The sequence below is a fragment of the Pedobacter sp. BAL39 genome, assembly GCF_000170795.1.
Lineage (GTDB): Bacteria > Bacteroidota > Bacteroidia > Sphingobacteriales > Sphingobacteriaceae > Pedobacter.
The window spans coordinates 271320-287617 of the sequence record NZ_ABCM01000002.1 but is presented as its reverse complement, the minus strand read 5'-3'; the positions used below and the strand labels follow the sequence as shown (position 1 = coordinate 287617).

The 16298-nt window shown below is 44.1% G+C and carries 15 protein-coding genes; 11 read left to right on the top strand and 4 right to left on the bottom strand.

All coding sequences use genetic code 11. The annotated features are described in order from the left end of the window. Position 1 precedes the first annotated feature (1 nt). On the top strand, positions 2-451 hold the full coding sequence (locus tag PBAL39_RS03495) for an RES family NAD+ phosphorylase (RefSeq protein WP_008238381.1): 450 nt from the start codon (positions 2-4) through the stop codon (positions 449-451). A gap of 8 nt (positions 452-459) precedes the next feature. On the opposite strand, the gene PBAL39_RS03490 is transcribed toward PBAL39_RS03495, so the two are convergent. Next, entirely contained in the window at positions 460-1230 is a 771-nt protein-coding gene (locus tag PBAL39_RS03490; protein WP_008238379.1) for a queuosine precursor transporter, read from the bottom strand. A 67-nt stretch (positions 1231-1297) separates the two neighbouring features. Between PBAL39_RS03490 and PBAL39_RS03485 the strand changes: the two genes are divergently transcribed. From PBAL39_RS03485 to PBAL39_RS03460, 6 genes are all read left to right on the top strand, one after another. Then, the gene (locus PBAL39_RS03485; protein WP_039866022.1) at positions 1298-2443 is read left to right on the top strand and encodes a methionine aminotransferase; all 1146 of its coding nucleotides are present in this window, start codon (positions 1298-1300) and stop codon (positions 2441-2443) included. A 20-nt stretch (positions 2444-2463) separates the two neighbouring features. Further along, a complete protein-coding gene (locus tag PBAL39_RS03480; RefSeq protein WP_008238377.1) occupies positions 2464-3270 on the top strand; it encodes a nitrilase family protein in 807 nt (268 codons plus the stop codon). 58 nt (positions 3271-3328) lie between these two features. Continuing rightward, positions 3329-4360 (top strand): N(4)-(beta-N-acetylglucosaminyl)-L-asparaginase, encoded by a 1032-nt coding sequence (locus PBAL39_RS03475; RefSeq protein ID WP_008238376.1) that lies wholly within the window; start codon positions 3329-3331, stop codon positions 4358-4360. Between the two features lie 29 nt (positions 4361-4389). Beyond that, a complete protein-coding gene (locus tag PBAL39_RS03470) occupies positions 4390-5127 on the top strand; it encodes a copper homeostasis protein CutC (protein WP_232282890.1) in 738 nt (245 codons plus the stop codon). Positions 5128-5221: 94 nt separating this feature from the next. Then, positions 5222-7009: a translation elongation factor 4 gene (lepA, locus tag PBAL39_RS03465; protein ID WP_008238374.1), complete on the top strand. Its 1788-nt coding sequence runs from the start codon at positions 5222-5224 to the stop codon at positions 7007-7009. 38 nt (positions 7010-7047) lie between these two features. After that, positions 7048-7929, top strand: coding sequence for a bifunctional 5,10-methylenetetrahydrofolate dehydrogenase/5,10-methenyltetrahydrofolate cyclohydrolase (locus PBAL39_RS03460; protein ID WP_008238373.1), 882 nt, complete (start codon positions 7048-7050; stop codon positions 7927-7929). Between the two features lie 26 nt (positions 7930-7955). Here the strand turns inward: PBAL39_RS03460 and PBAL39_RS03455 are convergent, their stop codons facing one another. Beyond that, on the bottom strand, positions 7956-8285 hold the full coding sequence (locus PBAL39_RS03455; RefSeq protein ID WP_157273881.1) for a Rieske (2Fe-2S) protein: 330 nt from the start codon (positions 8283-8285) through the stop codon (positions 7956-7958). A gap of 98 nt (positions 8286-8383) precedes the next feature. Here PBAL39_RS03455 and PBAL39_RS03450 point away from each other — a divergent pair, with 98 nt between their 5' ends. Next, entirely contained in the window at positions 8384-9007 is a 624-nt protein-coding gene (locus tag PBAL39_RS03450) for a 7-carboxy-7-deazaguanine synthase QueE (RefSeq protein ID WP_039866020.1), read from the top strand. Between the two features lie 52 nt (positions 9008-9059). Then, on the top strand, positions 9060-10955 hold the full coding sequence (locus PBAL39_RS03445; RefSeq protein WP_039866019.1) for an OmpA family protein: 1896 nt from the start codon (positions 9060-9062) through the stop codon (positions 10953-10955). Between the two features lie 53 nt (positions 10956-11008). Here PBAL39_RS03445 and kdsA read toward each other — a convergent pair whose 3' ends face one another. Further along, positions 11009-11824 carry a 3-deoxy-8-phosphooctulonate synthase gene (gene kdsA / locus PBAL39_RS03440; RefSeq protein WP_008238366.1) on the bottom strand — a complete coding sequence of 272 codons (816 nt, stop codon included), beginning with the start codon at positions 11822-11824 and terminating at the stop codon, positions 11009-11011. 111 nt (positions 11825-11935) lie between these two features. Then, the gene (gene recQ, locus PBAL39_RS03435; RefSeq protein WP_008238364.1) at positions 11936-14125 is read right to left on the bottom strand and encodes a DNA helicase RecQ; all 2190 of its coding nucleotides are present in this window, start codon (positions 14123-14125) and stop codon (positions 11936-11938) included. An 89-nt stretch (positions 14126-14214) separates the two neighbouring features. Between recQ and PBAL39_RS03430 the strand changes: the two genes are divergently transcribed. Together PBAL39_RS03430 and PBAL39_RS03425 are read left to right on the top strand one after the other, a co-directional pair. Next, the gene (locus tag PBAL39_RS03430; RefSeq protein ID WP_008238363.1) at positions 14215-15180 is read left to right on the top strand and encodes an SIS domain-containing protein; all 966 of its coding nucleotides are present in this window, start codon (positions 14215-14217) and stop codon (positions 15178-15180) included. A 15-nt stretch (positions 15181-15195) separates the two neighbouring features. Beyond that, on the top strand, positions 15196-16287 hold the full coding sequence (locus tag PBAL39_RS03425) for a mannose-1-phosphate guanylyltransferase (protein ID WP_008238361.1): 1092 nt from the start codon (positions 15196-15198) through the stop codon (positions 16285-16287). Positions 16288-16298: the final 11 nt, after the last annotated feature.

Here is a 16298-nt window from a genome sequence, read left to right as displayed (position 1 = left end):
CATGCAGGTTTTCAGAATTTCGCTAGCAAAATACGCCCTTTCTTTAACTGCTTCCGGAAGATCTGCAAGATGGAATCCCAATGATGTGGATGTCATTTACACGGCGGGCTCCCGCTCCCTCGCCTGCCTGGAAAATGTCGTACACAGAAACCAGATCGGCCTGAATAATCCTTTCCAGATAATGACTATTGAAATTCCGGATGATCTCTATGTGATGTCGATAGATTTAAGCAAACTACCTGAAGACTGGACCGCCTACCCCAATATGCCGCTCACACAGGCCTTGGGTGAAGAATGGATACTGCAGGCCAGATCATCGCTGCTAAAAGTCCCATCTTCTATCATTCCCGCTGAAAACAACTACCTCATCAATCCAAAACATGCGGACTTTAGATTCATTAAATTGCTTAAATCTGATCCTTTTGTATTCGACAAGCGAATAAAGATGTAAAGGAGTCACTAGTTCCGACCAGCCATGTCGATCATCCTTTGAGCAAGGTCTTTTCCGAGATACCGGTCAATAATCCCATGCACCACATACAATATTGGTGTCATCAATATGGCAACAATAAATTTGTAAGTATAGTTCACCAAACCAATTGCAGCAACCATCTGCCAGCTCCAATTGTACTGAGGATTGAGATAAAAGGCAATAAAGATCACAACGAAACTATCTATGCACTGAGACACCAACGTAGAGCCTGTTGCACGTAGCCACAATGCTTTGTCGCCAGTTACCTTTTTAATCTTATGAAAAATGAGCACATCTGCGATCTGACCAACCAGGAACGCAACAATAGAGCCAACGATGATCCACATCCCTTGTCCAAAGATACCCGCAAAAGCCACATTCATATTTAGTGATGCTCCGCCTACCTTCTGCTGCACCCAGAAGTCTGACGGCCTTAACTGCATGGCTGCGCCAACAACAATAAAAGCGTAAGCAATCAGGATGGATGTAAGAATGGACAGAAAGCGTACCTGACGCACACCAAAGTATTCATTGATGATGTCGGTCATGATGAATATCAGCGGCCAGGTCAGCACCCCCGCCGACATATTGAAAGATAGATTAGGCACTCCCAGTAAATTGATATCGAAATGCCTGATGCCCAATGTACCTTCCACACTAAAAATCTTTACTCCTATAAACTCGGATAATATGGCATTGGCAACAAAAAAAGTCCCTAATATGAGCAGCAACCTACTCTCTTTTGTCTTAAAAGTCATAGCAGGTTGAAATTATTAAATAAATCTGATATAAGGGGATAAATATTATTTCTATTTTCGCTTTTACATGATCACTATACCATCAAAACTACCAGGCACAAATAACAGCATATTCTCGGTAATGTCCAGACTAGCTGAACAACATCAGGCCATCAACCTGTCACAGGGATTTCCCGATTTTGATTGTGATCCGCAGCTCATCAGATACATTACTGAGGCAATGAAAAAAGGCTTAAATCAATACGCACCAATGGCAGGACTGCCAGCATTGCGAACATTGATTGCCGAAAAGATGAATGCCTTCTACGCCGCAAACTATCATCCTGATACGGAAATCACCATTACGGCAGGCGGCACACAAGCTATATTTACAGCACTGACAGCCTGTATCAGCCCTGGAGACGAGGTCATCATTTTCGAGCCTGCGTACGACGCTTACGCCCCAACTATAAAGATGCTTGGCGGTATCGTGAAGCCCTACGAGCTGAGCCCTCCGAATTATGAGATCGACTGGGAAATGGTTAAGAAATTGTTTTCTGTGAACACCAAGATGATCATTCTCAACAGCCCTCAAAATCCAACGGGCTGTATACTTTCAGAGAAAGACATCAAAGCCCTCGTTAAACTTACAAAGAATACAGATATCCTGATCCTCAGTGATGAGGTATACGAACACATTGTTTTTGACGGTAGAAAACACCAGAGCGTTGCACAGTATCCTGAACTCAGGGAACGTAGCTTTATTGTAGCATCGTTTGGAAAGCTTCTGCATGCAACAGGATGGAAAGTGGGATATTGTCTCGCTCCCGAGCTGATGATGAAAGAGTTTCGTAAAGTCCACCAGTTCAATGTATTTAGCGTCAATACTCCTATGCAGGCCGGTATTGCAAAATACCTGAAACAATCTGACCAGTACCAGTTACTATCACCGTTTTTTCAGCAAAAAAGAGACGTGTTCCGCTCCCTGCTCAGCGAAACCAGGTTTAAATTATTACCTTGCAGTGGCTCTTACTTCCAATGTGTTAGCTATGCACACTTCAGTGACGAAAAGGATACTGATATGGCAGAGCACATAATCAGGAGTTATGGTGTTGCTTCGATTCCCGTTTCAGCGTTTTACTTAAGGAACACCGATCATCAAATTCTGCGCTTTTGTTTTGCAAAAAAGCAAGAAACTTTGGAAAAAGCCGTTGAAAGACTAGTTAAATTATAATTACCCTATAAATTATTAACATGGAAAGTCCAAGCCATCTGAATATAAAAAATCTGAAAATCACCATTTTCCAGGCTTACTTATTCTGGGAGAACATCGATAAAAACCTTCAGAACCTTTCCTTAAGATTATCATCAGGCGTAAAAGAAAAAACAGACCTGATCATCTTGCCTGAGATGTTCAACACAGGTTTCAGCATGAATGCTGCGGAGCTGGCCGAAGAAATGGATGGAAAAACCATGCGTTGGATGAAAGATATCGCAGAGAAATACGAATGTGTGGTCACCGGCAGCCTGATCATCAAAGAAAACAAAAATTTTTATAACCGCCTGATCTGGATGCTCCCCGATGGCAGTTATCAGCATTACGATAAAAGACACCTCTTTAGCCTGGCAGGTGAAGAGCAGACTTATACTGCCGGTAAGGAAAAGGTCATTGTTGAACTGAAAGGCTGGAAAATACTCCTGGCAATATGTTACGATCTCCGCTTTCCTGTTTCATTACGTAACCAAAAAGAAGAGTACGATGTACTGCTCCTCATTGCCAGTTGGCCTGACAAGCGCTCCATACATTGGAATGCCCTGATTCCTGCCCGTGCAATAGAAAACCAGAGTTACGTCATCGCCGCAAACCGCGTGGGGCATGATGGGAAGGAGATTTATCACAGTGGTCATTCTCAATGTATTGATCCTATGGGAAAAACGGTCTACTATAAACCGGAAGACGAAGACCTGTATACTTTCAGTATCAGCTATGAGGAAATCGTAAAAACAAGATCGCATTTCCCTTTTCTAAAGGATGCCGATCAGTTTAAGATTATTGCTTAAAATACCACAAACATATACCACCACCAGGGATAATCCCTGTCAAAAACACTAACCACAAATGTTTAACCGTAGAAAATTCATTAAAGCATCAGCACTCTCGGCCTCTCTGTTTGCTGTCGACCGGCAGCAGGCATTGGCAATATTACCCCGAGCTCAGGAGACAGCGGCTCCACCTATTGTCATCTCTACCTGGGATTTCGGTATTGCGGCAAATCAGGCCGCCTGGAAAGTCTTATCCTCTGGTGGACGTGCGCTGGATGCAGTAGAAAAGGGCGTACATGTGCCTGAAGCTGATCCTAAAAATCAATCGGTAGGTTATGGTGGTTTGCCAGATCGCGATGGACACGTAACACTCGATGCCTGCATCATGGACGAGCTGGGCAATTGTGGATCGGTAGCCGGCCTGGAACACATCATCCATCCTATTTCTGTCGCACGACTGGTCATGGAAAAAACACCGCATGTTATGCTGGTTGGCGATGGTGCGCTTCAGTTTGCTTTGGAAAATGGATTTAAAAAGGAGAACCTGCTGACGAAAGAAAGTGAAAAAGCATGGAAGGAATGGCTGAAGACAGCAAAGTATGCTCCAGTCATGAACATTGAGAATAAGTTGTATGAGAAGGCATCTCCAACAAAACTACCTGGCAACCAATATAACCACGATACCATAGGCATGCTGGCCATAGATTCAAAAGGCAACCTTTCAGGTGCATGTACGACAAGTGGTATGGCATATAAGCTACACGGTCGTGTGGGCGACAGCCCTATTATCGGGGCAGGCCTGTATGTAGACAATGAAATTGGTGGCGCAACTTCGACAGGTGTCGGTGAAGAAGTCATCCGTAATGTAGGCAGCTTTCTCGTCGTTGAACTGATGAGACAAGGTTATCCGCCGGAAGAAGCCTGCAAAGAAGCGGTCATGCGAATCATCAAGAAGAAACCCAACACCGCCAAAGAAATACAGGTCGGTTTTCTGGCGCTGAATAAAAAAGGGGAATATGGTGCTTATGCCATCCAGAAAGGCTTCAGCTATGCAGTATGCAATTCAGAAAAAAATGACCTCCTGATTCCAGGAAAAAGCTACTATTAACCAGACATTATTCATAATCTATGATACAAATGGAAGTTTGCGCCAACTCCGTAACTTCGGTGATGGCTGCAGAACGCGGCGGAGCTGTTCGTGTAGAACTTTGCGACAATCTGCCGGAGGGTGGTACTACGCCAAGCTATGCGCAGATAAAGCTTGCAAAACAACATACAGACATACAGATTTATCCCATTATCCGGCCCCGTGGTGGTGATTTCCTATATTCAGACCTTGAATTTGAGCTGATGAAGGAAGATATCAAAATGTGCGGATCACTTAATTGTGACGGTGTCGTTACCGGTATACTGAATGCAGACGGCAGTATTGACAAAGAGAGATGCGCCATACTAATAGCACTGGCAAAACCGATGGGGGTCACCTTTCACCGGGCCTTTGACATGTGCAATAACATGGAAAAAGCGCTTGAGGAGATCATTGACCTCGGGTTTGAAAGGATCCTGACTTCTGGAGGGGCATCCTCTGCCCTTCTGGGAGCAGATAAAATCAAGTCTTTGATCGAACAGGCCGCCGGCCGGATCAGGATCATGCCCGGTGCAGGTGTGCGCGAAGAAAACATCCGGCAGCTCATTCGCATGACGGGTGCAGTCGAATTTCATTCCAGTGCGAAAGGCCCTGTTGCCAGCAGGATGGAATTTAGAAATGCAGCGTTGAACATGGGGGCGGCAGTGGATGAATTCAGCTACGACCTGACCAGTGATCAGGCGGTAAAAAACCTAATTGAAATGGCCAACAAGGCCTATGACCAATAGTCAGTACCAACAGAAAAACAAAAAAACAAGGCATTCCCCGTTTGATGAAATTACAATAAATTAATCGAGTCAAAATCTTATCTTTGCGCCACTGATGAAGCACATACGTAATTTTTGCATAATTGCACATATTGACCACGGGAAGAGCACCTTGGCCGACCGTTTATTGGAATACACTAAAACCATCTCACAAAGAGAGGCACAAGCACAGTTGCTGGACAACATGGATTTGGAACGTGAGCGCGGTATTACCATAAAAAGCCATGCCATCCAGATGAACTATACGCTGGATGGACGGGAATATATATTAAACCTTATTGATACGCCGGGACACGTCGATTTTTCTTACGAAGTATCCAGATCCATTGCTGCCTGTGAAGGTGCTTTGCTGATCGTTGATGCTTCACAGGGTATACAGGCACAAACCATCTCCAACCTTTACCTGGCACTGGAGCATGACCTGGAAATCATTCCTATCCTTAACAAGATGGATCTTCCTGGGGCCATGCCTGAAGAAGTTAAAGATCAGATTATTGAGTTGATTGGCTGTAAGAGAGAAGATATTATCCCTGCATCCGGAAAAACGGGTATGGGAATCCCTGATATTCTTCAGGGCATCATCGACAGGGTCCCTGCTCCGGTGGGTGAACCTGAAGCGCCACTGCAAGCGCTCATCTTTGATTCTGTATTCAACTCCTTCCGCGGGATCATTGCCTATTTTAAAGTAGTCAATGGTGAGATCAAAAAAGGTGATAAAGTGAAATTCATTAATACTGGCAAAGAATATCTTGCAGATGAAGTCGGTGTGCTGAAGTTAAACATGCTGCCTAAGGATACCGTTAAAACGGGCGACGTAGGTTATATCATATCTGGTATCAAAGAAGCAAGGGAAGTAAAAGTTGGTGATACCATCACTAATGTTTCCCGTCCCTCTTTAGATGCCATCCAGGGTTTTGAAGAAGTAAAACCAATGGTATTTGCTGGAATCTATCCCGTAGACACCGACGAGTTTGAAGAACTTCGCGAAGCGATGCACAAACTGCAGCTCAACGATGCATCTATTGTCTTCGAACCGGAAAGCTCTGCAGCGCTGGGATTCGGCTTCCGTTGTGGATTTCTGGGCATGCTTCACATGGAAATCATCCAGGAGCGTCTGGAGCGGGAATTTGACATGACGGTGATCACCACAGTGCCCAACGTGTCTTACATTGCACACACTACAAAAGGCGATGAGATTATCGTAAACAATCCTTCTGACCTTCCTGACCCAAGTAAAATGGAGTTTGTGGAAGAGCCTTTCATAAAAGCTAATATCATTACCAAAGCAGAGTTTGTCGGTCCGGTAATGTCCTTATGTATTCAGAAAAGAGGTACCATCATCAATCAATCTTACCTAACTTCCGACCGTGTCGAACTGGTATTTGAAATGCCTATGGGTGAGATCGTATTCGATTTCTATGATAAACTGAAAACGATATCAAAAGGTTATGCATCTTTTGATTATCACCAGATTGGATACAAACAATCTGACCTCGTACGTCTTGACATCCTCCTGAACGGAGAACATGTAGATGCACTCTCCTCTTTGATCCACCGTGCAAACTCTTATGATTTCGGTAAAAAGATCTGCGAGAAATTAAGAGAATTGATCCCGCGTCAACAATTTGAGATTGCCATTCAGGCCTCCATCGGCGCAAAGGTAATTGCCCGTGAAAACGTAAGGGCAATGCGTAAAGATGTTACTGCCAAGTGCTACGGAGGTGATATTTCACGGAAACGCAAGCTCCTTGAGAAACAGAAAAAAGGTAAGAAGAGAATGCGTCAGGTAGGAAACGTGGAAATCCCACAAACAGCCTTCATGGCAGTACTCAAATTAGATTAATCACATCAGCACATTGCTGATACTTAAAACTTCAATACATGCAGTTACTAGACGGAAAATTTGCATCAGAAAAAATAAAACAGGAAATCGCAAGTGAGGCAGCGGCATTTTTAGCGGAAAGCGGCAGAAAACCTCATTTGGTAGCCATATTGGTTGGCAACGATGGTGGCAGCGAAACTTACGTTGCCAGCAAAATGAAAAACTGTGAAAAAGTGGGTTTTCAATCCTCTTTGATCCGCTACGACGTCACGGTAACCGAGGCTGAATTGCTTCAGAAAATTGAAGAAATCAATCAGGATGCAGGTGTAGACGGGCTGATTGTACAGTTGCCTTTGCCTAAACATATTGATCCTGAAAAAGTAACAGAGACCATCGACTATCGTAAAGATGTAGATGGCTTCCACCCTGTCAACCTGGGCAGAATGATGCGTAACCTGCCCTGCTTTATACCAGCAACACCTTATGGTATTCTGCTGATGCTGAAAGCATACCACATCGATACTGCCGGTAAACACTGTGTTGTAGTAGGCCGCAGCAACATTGTGGGTAGCCCAATGAGTATCCTGATGGCCAGAAATGCAAGCCCGGGAAACTGCACCGTTACACTGACCCACAGCAAAACTACCAACCTTCAGGAAATTGCGCTTCAGGCAGACATCATCGTTGCTGCCATTGGCAAGAAAAATTTTGTCACAGCCGATATGGTGAAACCAGGTGCCATTATCATTGATGTGGGTATCAACAGGGAAACTTCAGAAGCTACAAAGTCAGGATATAAACTTTTTGGTGATGTAGATTTCGACAATGTCGCTCCGAAATCATCCTGGATCACTCCGGTACCGGGAGGTGTAGGTCTGATGACCATCGTCGGATTATTGAAAAACACACTTGCATCTGCAAAGAAAGAAATTTATAAATAGTTCCTTAAAGGAGGCTGGCGGAAAAATCATCTAAAAAGACGTTTCAGCCAGCCTGCTTTAAACCCAATATAAATACCGTCTTCCTGCTCCTCTACTGGATAAACATCAATATAATCACCCTGTCCTGCGGCTCCCCTGCCAGTCTCAAGATGATACTCCCAACGATGTATAGGACAAATCAAATATCCATTTTTACACCATCCGCCACTTAAAATACCGCCGGCATGTGGACAATTGTTCTGCACGGAAAAAAGCCGGTTGCCATCACGTACCATACACAATTTCCTACCTTCGACTTTGATTTGATGCACAAAATCGTGCTTAGGTAAAGTCACTTCTAACTTAACCCACTTCATAACCAACTGCATTTTTCATATATCCGTCATTTATACCCCATCAAGATACACATAATCTCATTTTCTGAGTATATTTTAGTTACCTTTGCGCCCTTATCATGGCACATCAAATACCAGCAGACGGCACATTGCTTCCATTAATGGAAGAATTTTACACCATACAGGGCGAAGGATTTAATACTGGAAAAGCGGCATACTTTATCCGCCTTGGAGGTTGTGATGTAGGTTGTCACTGGTGTGATGTAAAGGAAAGCTGGGATGCAGAATTACATCCCCTTACCGCCGCAGACGATATTGTGGAAAAAGCAGACAGCTTCCCGGGAAAAGCAGTAGTCATCACCGGTGGCGAACCTTTGATTTACAACCTGGATTACCTGACCCGGAAGTTGCGTGAGCGCAACATCCTCACATTTATCGAAACGTCCGGTGCTTATCCTTTGTCGGGATCCTGGGACTGGATTTGCCTGTCGCCGAAGAAGTTTAAGGCACCGCGCCCAGATATCACTCCTTTTGCCAATGAGCTCAAAGTCATTATCTTCAACAAAAGTGATTTCAAATGGGCCGAGCAGTATGCAGAAACGGTTTCTAAAAATTGTAAGCTGTACCTCCAGCCAGAGTGGTCAAAATCAAAGGAAATTACACCAATGATCATTGAATATGTGATGGCTAACCCGAAATGGGAAATTTCATTGCAGACTCATAAATACTTAAATATCCCTTAACTTCAATTCTTATTTCGCTATATTTAGTCCTGTTCATCAGATATAGCTTAAATTGAAGAAAATATTATGGTCTCTTTTCCTGTATTTGACCATACAGGCAGCCACTGCACAATCTAATGTAAATAAGAAAGCTCAGAATAGTTTCGACAAAGCTCAGGCTTACTTAAACAACAATGAATATGATCAGGCCATTGCTATTCTGAATGAAGCGGTGGCATCCGACCCCTCCTTTGTTAAAGCATACATACAGCTTGCGGAAATCAACAGACGGGTAAAAGCTTACGAGGCTGCCAAATCAAGTTACCTGCAGGCTATAAAACTGGATCCAGCTGTTGATGCCAGGATCTATTATGGCCTTGCAGAATGTCAGCTGTTGACAGGTGATTATACACCCGGACTGGGCAACATCATGACATTCCTGAAAAACTATGCAGGCTCGGACAAGGACTTTATCAAAAAGGCAGAAAAATACAAAAAGGACCTTGAGTTTGCAAGTCTGGCCATCAACAAACCGCAGCCTTATGAACCGGTAAACCTTGGCCCAAACGTCAATTCATCTCACCGCGACTATTTTCCGGCAATTACTGCTGATGGTGAAACCCTGATCTTCAGTAGAAACATCAATGGAAACGAAGATTTCTTTATGTCCAGGAAAGATGCGAAAGGTTGGGCTGCTCCACTTCCACTCAGCGATCAGATCAATACCACACAATTTAATGAAGGTGCGCAATCGATCACCCCCGACGGGCAGTACCTCTTCTTTACAGGCTGTAACCGCCCCGATGGTCTGGGCAGGTGTGATATTTATGTGAGCCATAAAGAGGGCAACAGCTGGGGTAAACCATTTAACCTCGGCGCTCCCGTAAATTCAGCATTTTGGGATTCCCAGCCGGCAATCAGCCCCGATGGCAGCACGCTGTTTTTTGTCAGCAACAGGCCCGGTGGCCTTGGTGGTTATGACATCTGGAAGAGCACGCTAAATAAGGAAGGCTATTGGGCTGATCCTGTGAATCTTGGCCCTGAAATCAATACGCCCTATGATGAGCATACGCCCTATCTTCATGCTGACGGCAAGACATTGTATTTTTCTTCCGATGGCTGGCCCGGGTTTGGCAACAAAGATATCTTTAAAACCGTGCTTCGTGATGACGGACATTGGCTGCACCCATTGAACCTGGGTTATCCCATCAATACATTCAATGAGGAAACAGGATTGATTGTGACGCCCGATGGCAGTCAGGCGCTATTTTCCTCTGATCTGAAGGGCGGCTACGGCGATATGGACATCTACCAGTTTCAATTGCCACAGGACAAAAGACCATTGCCCATCACCTATGTCAAGGGCATTGTCCGTGATCAGGAAAGCAAGGCTTTCCTGGATGCAAACGTTCAGGTGGTCAACCTGAACCAGAATAAAGTGGTTTATGACGATTATACCTCCGCAGAAAATGGTTCTTTCCTGGTGGTCATGCCGCTCGGCGACAACTACGCATTCCATGCTTCTGCGGACGGTTACGCCTTATATTCGGAAAATTATCCGCTTACAACCGGTAGCAGCAGCAAACCATTTGTAGTGGAAATCTATCTTCAGAAACTAAAGGTAGGAACAAACATGGTGCTGAAAAACATCTTCTTCGATACCAATGACTTTAAACTGCTGCCAGAATCCGTCAGCGAACTTTCGACACTGCTCAACCTCCTGAAAAGCAATCCAAATGTACAGATGGAAATACAAGGGCATACAGATAATGTAGGCAATGACCAGCTGAATGAGCAATTGTCACTTAATCGTGCGAAAGCGGTATATGAATATCTGCTGGACAATCAAATTGATCCACAGCGTTTACAATACAAGGGATATGGGGCAAAGAAACCTGTTGTTGCCAATGATACCGAAGACAACAGGCGACTGAATAGAAGAACGTCGTTTGTGATTACTAAAATATAATCTTAAGGGATTCTTCACTTAAGCAAATCCCTTAAGATAAATTCAGGAAGCCGCTAAATAACCGCTTTTCGGAGTCTGACAAGTTTTATCAGAAGATCTTCCAGATAGTCCAGGTGAAGCATATTCGCACCATCAGATTTTGCATTTGCAGGATCAGGATGTGTCTCTATAAACAAACCATCTACGCCAACAGCAACAGCTGCTTTCGATATGGTTTCAATGAGCTCAGGTTTACCTCCTGTTACACCGGAACTCTGATTCGGCTGCTGCAGGGAATGCGTACAATCCATCACCACAGGAACACCAAAGCCCTGCATTTCAGGTAAACCTCTGTAATCTACAATCAGGTCCTGATAACCAAATGTATTTCCTCGGTCGGTAAGAATCACCCTGTTGTTTCCTGATTCAACGATTTTCTCCACCGCAAACTTCATAGACCCTGCAGACAGGAACTGACCTTTTTTTACATTGACGACTTTTCCTGTTTTTGCAGCAGCAATCAACAAGTCTGTCTGACGACAAAGAAATGCGGGGATCTGCAATACATCAACATAAGCTGCCGCCATTGCTGCCTCGTCACTTTCGTGAATATCGGTTACCGTGGGCACGTTAAAAGTCTTACTCACCTTCTCGAGTATTTTTAATGCCTTTTCATCGCCAATACCAGTAAAAGAACCACCTTTAGACCGGTTTGCTTTACGGTAGGAACCTTTAAAGATGAACGGTATCTCCAGTTTATCCGTTATCGTAACAATCTTCTCAGCGATTCTCAGAGCAATCTCCTCGCCTTCAATGGCACATGGACCAGCCATGAGAAAAAAATTACCTGAATCCTGATGTTTTAAATTTGCTAAATCGAAATTGATCATTTTTGTGTTTTTATAAGTGGCAATAGCTGATACCACGTGTATTTCGCCCGATATCAGCTATTTTATGCTATTCAAAACCAATCGGTTTGCTTTATCCTAATTCTGCAGGAACTAATTTCCCAACTCAGACATAAATTTGATGCGCATGAGCTGGATTTCCTCACGGGAATAATCGGATTCCCCCAGCTCCTTTAGGGCTTCGTCTATAGAATCATTCTCCGCAGACTGGAAATAGTCAAACACCTCGTCCTGACGGTCCTCGTCAATCATCTCATCTACGAAGTAATTCAAGTTGAGTTTCGTGCCTGAATTCACAATTGCTTCTACCTCTTTCAGGATGTCGTCGTAGGTGATTCCTTTAGACCTTGCAATATCTTCAAGGCCGATCTGCCTGTCAATATTTTGTATGATCGATACCTTCAGTTGCGACTTATTTGCCTGGGTTTTGATGATCAGATCTATAGGGCGCTCAACATCATTGTCTTCCACATATTTTTTAATCAGCTCTATGAACGGCGATCCGAACTTAAGTGCCTTGCCGTTACCCACTCCAGAAATCTGTTTCAGCTCGTCCATCGCTATCGGATAGTGCGTACACATTTCCTCCAGGGAAGGATCCTGAAAAACGACGAAAGGAGGTACATTCTTTTGCTTTGCAATCTTCTTGCGGAGGTCTTTAAGCAACTGTAACAACTGCATATCCAATGTGCCTGATCCATGTTTCACATCATCCTCATCATCATCCGCAGCACTATCTATTGGCTCATTTAACAGGAACTTAAGGCTGTAAGGGTTCTCAATAAAGTCGCGCCCAAGATTCGTTAGCCTAAGCAGACCATAATTGTCTATATCTTTGGATAGAAAGTTATTAAGTACCGCCTGACGCACCAAAGACTTCCAGTGGATCTCTCCCTCCACAAGCCCTGCGCCGAATTCCGGGATTTTACCATGCTCATAAGCGATTGTCTGTGCCGTTTCAGAGCCAAGGAATATGTTGAGGATATGGGTGTCATCGAACTTCTCCCCAATACGGGCTACAAGTTTTAATAAAGTGAGCAGTGATTCTTCCGCGTCAAAAAGCTGTTTTGGCTTTTTGCAGTTGTCACACATACAGTTACATCCGGTCTCATTGAAGTTCTCGCCAAAATAATGAAGGATCTGTTTCCTTCTGCATACGCCGGACTCCGCATAATCAATCACCTCTTTGAGAATCTGTGTACCAATCTCACGTTCAGAAACAGGCTTGTCTTTCATGAATTTGGCGAGCTTGTCGACATCCTTCTGCGCATAAAAGGCAATACACACCCCTTCCCCGCCATCCCTACCTGCACGTCCGGTCTCCTGATAATATCCCTCCATGCTCTTTGGAATGTCATGGTGAATTACAAAACGAACATCCGGCTTGTCAATCCCCATTCCGAAAGCAATCGTAGCCACAATCACTTCAACATCTTCCATCAGAAACTTATCCTGTGTGTCGGCCCGTACTTTAGGCTCCAGCCCGGCATGATAAGGCAAGGCCTTGATACCGTTCAGGTTTAACGATTCAGCAACCTCCTCCACCTTTTTACGGCTCAGGCAATAGATAATTCCTGATTTACCTGTATTATATTTGATGTACCTGATGATTTCTTTGATCACATCTCTTTTCGGGCGGATCTCATAAAATAAATTCGGCCGGTTAAAGGACGATTTGAACAATGTAGCATCCGACATCTGCAGGTTTTTGATGATGTCCTGCTGCACTTTAGGCGTTGCTGTAGCGGTGAGGGCAATGATGGGGATGCCCACACCAAGCCCACTGATGACCTGCCTGATTTTACGATACTCCGGACGGAAGTCATGCCCCCATTCGGAAATACAGTGTGCCTCATCAACTGCAACAAAAGATATTTTGATGAGCTTTAAAAACTCGATATTGTCCTGCTTTCCCAACGACTCCGGGGCTACATAAAGCAGCTTTGTCTGCCCACTGAGCAAGTCACTTTTCACCTGGGTAATTTCTGCTTTATTGAGTGATGAGTTTAGAAAATGAGCGATGCTGTCACTCCCTCCAAAAGCCCTGAGCTGATCTACCTGATTTTTCATCAGCGCAATCAGTGGCGAGATCACAATCGCGGTACCCTCACTCATCAATGCCGGCAACTGATAACAAATGGACTTCCCCCCACCTGTAGGCATTATCACAAACGTATTTTTCTTCTCCAGAACATTAGTGATGATAGACTCCTGATCACCTTTAAAATTGTCAAAACCAAAAAAGGTTTGTAAGTTATCAAACAACGACTTTTTCACATCCATTACGTGTATAAAATATTCAGTGCTATTTTTACTTCAAAATAACATAATTTTGCACAAATTCAAAGCATCAATATACTAAATAATTCTGTTTGAAAAGTAAAAAATCTATTATCGCGGCGGCAGTCAACACTTTACAACTTGAAGCGCAATCTATTCTGGGATTGATCCCGAATATAAACGACGATTTTGTGAAGATTGTAGAGCTGATTCTGGCCTGTAATGGTCGCATAATCGTAACGGGAATTGGTAAAAGCGCAATTATTGCACAAAAAATAGTGGCTACTTTTAACTCTACAGGTACGCCGTCCATCTTTATGCATGCTGCAGATGCGGTACATGGCGATCTTGGAATGATCCAGAAAAATGACATTGTCATCTGCATTTCCAAGAGCGGAAATACGCCCGAAATCAAAGTACTTGCCCCCCTACTTAAGCAGTCCGGAAATGTGATGGTGGGTATGATCGGACAGGTCAATTCGGACCTGGCCCGGCTCTCGGATTTTCTCCTGAATACTACTGTCGACAAAGAGGCATGCCCCAATAACCTGGCACCGACAACCAGCACCACAGCACAGCTTGCAATGGGCGATGCCCTCGCTGTCTGCCTGCTCCATGCCCGTGACTTCAATGAAAAAGATTTTGCACGGTATCATCCCGGAGGATCACTGGGAAAACGCCTTTACCTCAAAACTGGCGATCTTGCCCTCAAGAACGCAAAACCTTCCATCGCTCCGGATGCAGCCGTGAAGGATGTAATCGTAGAAATTAGTCAAAACCGTTTAGGTGCTGTTGTTGTTGTTGAATCAAATGCTATATTAGGCGTTATTACTGATGGTGACATCAGACGGATGCTCGAAAAGCATACGGATTTAACCAATATAAAAGCCAGCGATTTAATGAACAGGAACCCAAAAAAGATCGAAAAAGATGTTTTGGCAGTGGGCGCACTTGAGCTCATCAAAGAAAATAACATTACTCAGTTACTAGTAACAGATGCAGGAGCTTATTTCGGCATCATCCATTTACACGACCTTCTGCAGGAAGGAATCATCTAATATTTTTCGTTAAACATGAATAAAAATAATTACGCCTTAATTATGGCCGGTGGCGTAGGCAGCCGGTTCTGGCCTGTCAGCAGAACAGCATACCCAAAACAGTTTATTGACTTCTTTGGCATTGGAAAAACACTGATCCAAAGTACCTACGAACGTTTTCTCAGAATCTGTCCACCAGAAAACATCTTTATCGTTACCAACGAGATTTACACGGACATCATCAGGGAACAGCTGCCTGATCTTGCAGAAAATCAAATCCTTGCCGAGCCGATCATGCGAAATACAGCTCCCTGCATTTCCTATGGATCGATGAAAATTGCAGACATTAACCCGAATGCGACGATCGTTGTAGCCCCTTCTGACCACACGATTACCAATCAGGAGGCTTTTATTGAAGCTATAGAACAATCCCTGAAGGCCGCAGCTGAAAACGACTGCCTCATCACGCTCGGCATAAAACCTAGTCGCCCGGACACCGGGTACGGTTACATACAATACATAGAAAACACCCTTCCCAGTGATGATCAGATTCACAAAGTGAAGATTTTCACAGAGAAACCCAATCTGGAGCTTGCAAAATCCTTTGTGCAAAGTGGAGATTTTCTATGGAATGCAGGTATTTTTATCTGGTCTGCCAGTGCAATCAACAAAGCCTTCTTCAAACATCTTCCAGATATGTACGAGATTTTCTCTCAGGGAAATGGCGCATACAATACCGAATCGGAGCTTGAATTTGTAGGTTCTGCTTATCAGCAGTGCACCAACATCTCCATCGATTTTGGCATCATGGAAAAAGCAGACAACGTGTATGTATTACCTGCTGATTTTGGCTGGTCTGACCTTGGAACATGGGCTTCAATTTATGAAATTGCGGAGCACGACTATGTAGGCAATGCGGTAATTCCATCAGAACAGGTGATGATGTTCGACTCTTCGAACTGCATGGTCAATGTCCCGAAAGACAAACTGGTAATCCTGCAGGGCCTGCATGATTATATTGTAGTAGAATCCAACAACACACTACTGATTTGTCCGAGGACCGAAGAGCAAAGCATCAAGCAGGTTGTCGCTGATGTCAAATCAAAATTCGGCACCAGGTTCATTTAACTGCAATCCAT

Coding starts and splice junctions, on each gene's coding strand:
- PBAL39_RS03495 (WP_008238381.1), top strand. CDS start 2: ATGCAGGTTTTCAGAATTTCGCTAGCAAAATACGCCCTTTCTTTAACT.
- PBAL39_RS03490 (WP_008238379.1), bottom strand. CDS start 1,230: ATGACTTTTAAGACAAAAGAGAGTAGGTTGCTGCTCATATTAGGGACT.
- PBAL39_RS03485 (WP_039866022.1), top strand. CDS start 1,298: ATGATCACTATACCATCAAAACTACCAGGCACAAATAACAGCATATTC.
- PBAL39_RS03480 (WP_008238377.1), top strand. CDS start 2,464: ATGGAAAGTCCAAGCCATCTGAATATAAAAAATCTGAAAATCACCATT.
- PBAL39_RS03475 (WP_008238376.1), top strand. CDS start 3,329: ATGTTTAACCGTAGAAAATTCATTAAAGCATCAGCACTCTCGGCCTCT.
- PBAL39_RS03470 (WP_232282890.1), top strand. CDS start 4,390: ATGGAAGTTTGCGCCAACTCCGTAACTTCGGTGATGGCTGCAGAACGC.
- lepA (WP_008238374.1), top strand. CDS start 5,222: ATGAAGCACATACGTAATTTTTGCATAATTGCACATATTGACCACGGG.
- PBAL39_RS03460 (WP_008238373.1), top strand. CDS start 7,048: ATGCAGTTACTAGACGGAAAATTTGCATCAGAAAAAATAAAACAGGAA.
- PBAL39_RS03455 (WP_157273881.1), bottom strand. CDS start 8,285: ATGAAGTGGGTTAAGTTAGAAGTGACTTTACCTAAGCACGATTTTGTG.
- PBAL39_RS03450 (WP_039866020.1), top strand. CDS start 8,384: ATGGCACATCAAATACCAGCAGACGGCACATTGCTTCCATTAATGGAA.
- kdsA (WP_008238366.1), bottom strand. CDS start 11,824: ATGATCAATTTCGATTTAGCAAATTTAAAACATCAGGATTCAGGTAAT.
- recQ (WP_008238364.1), bottom strand. CDS start 14,125: ATGGATGTGAAAAAGTCGTTGTTTGATAACTTACAAACCTTTTTTGGT.
- PBAL39_RS03425 (WP_008238361.1), top strand. CDS start 15,196: ATGAATAAAAATAATTACGCCTTAATTATGGCCGGTGGCGTAGGCAGC.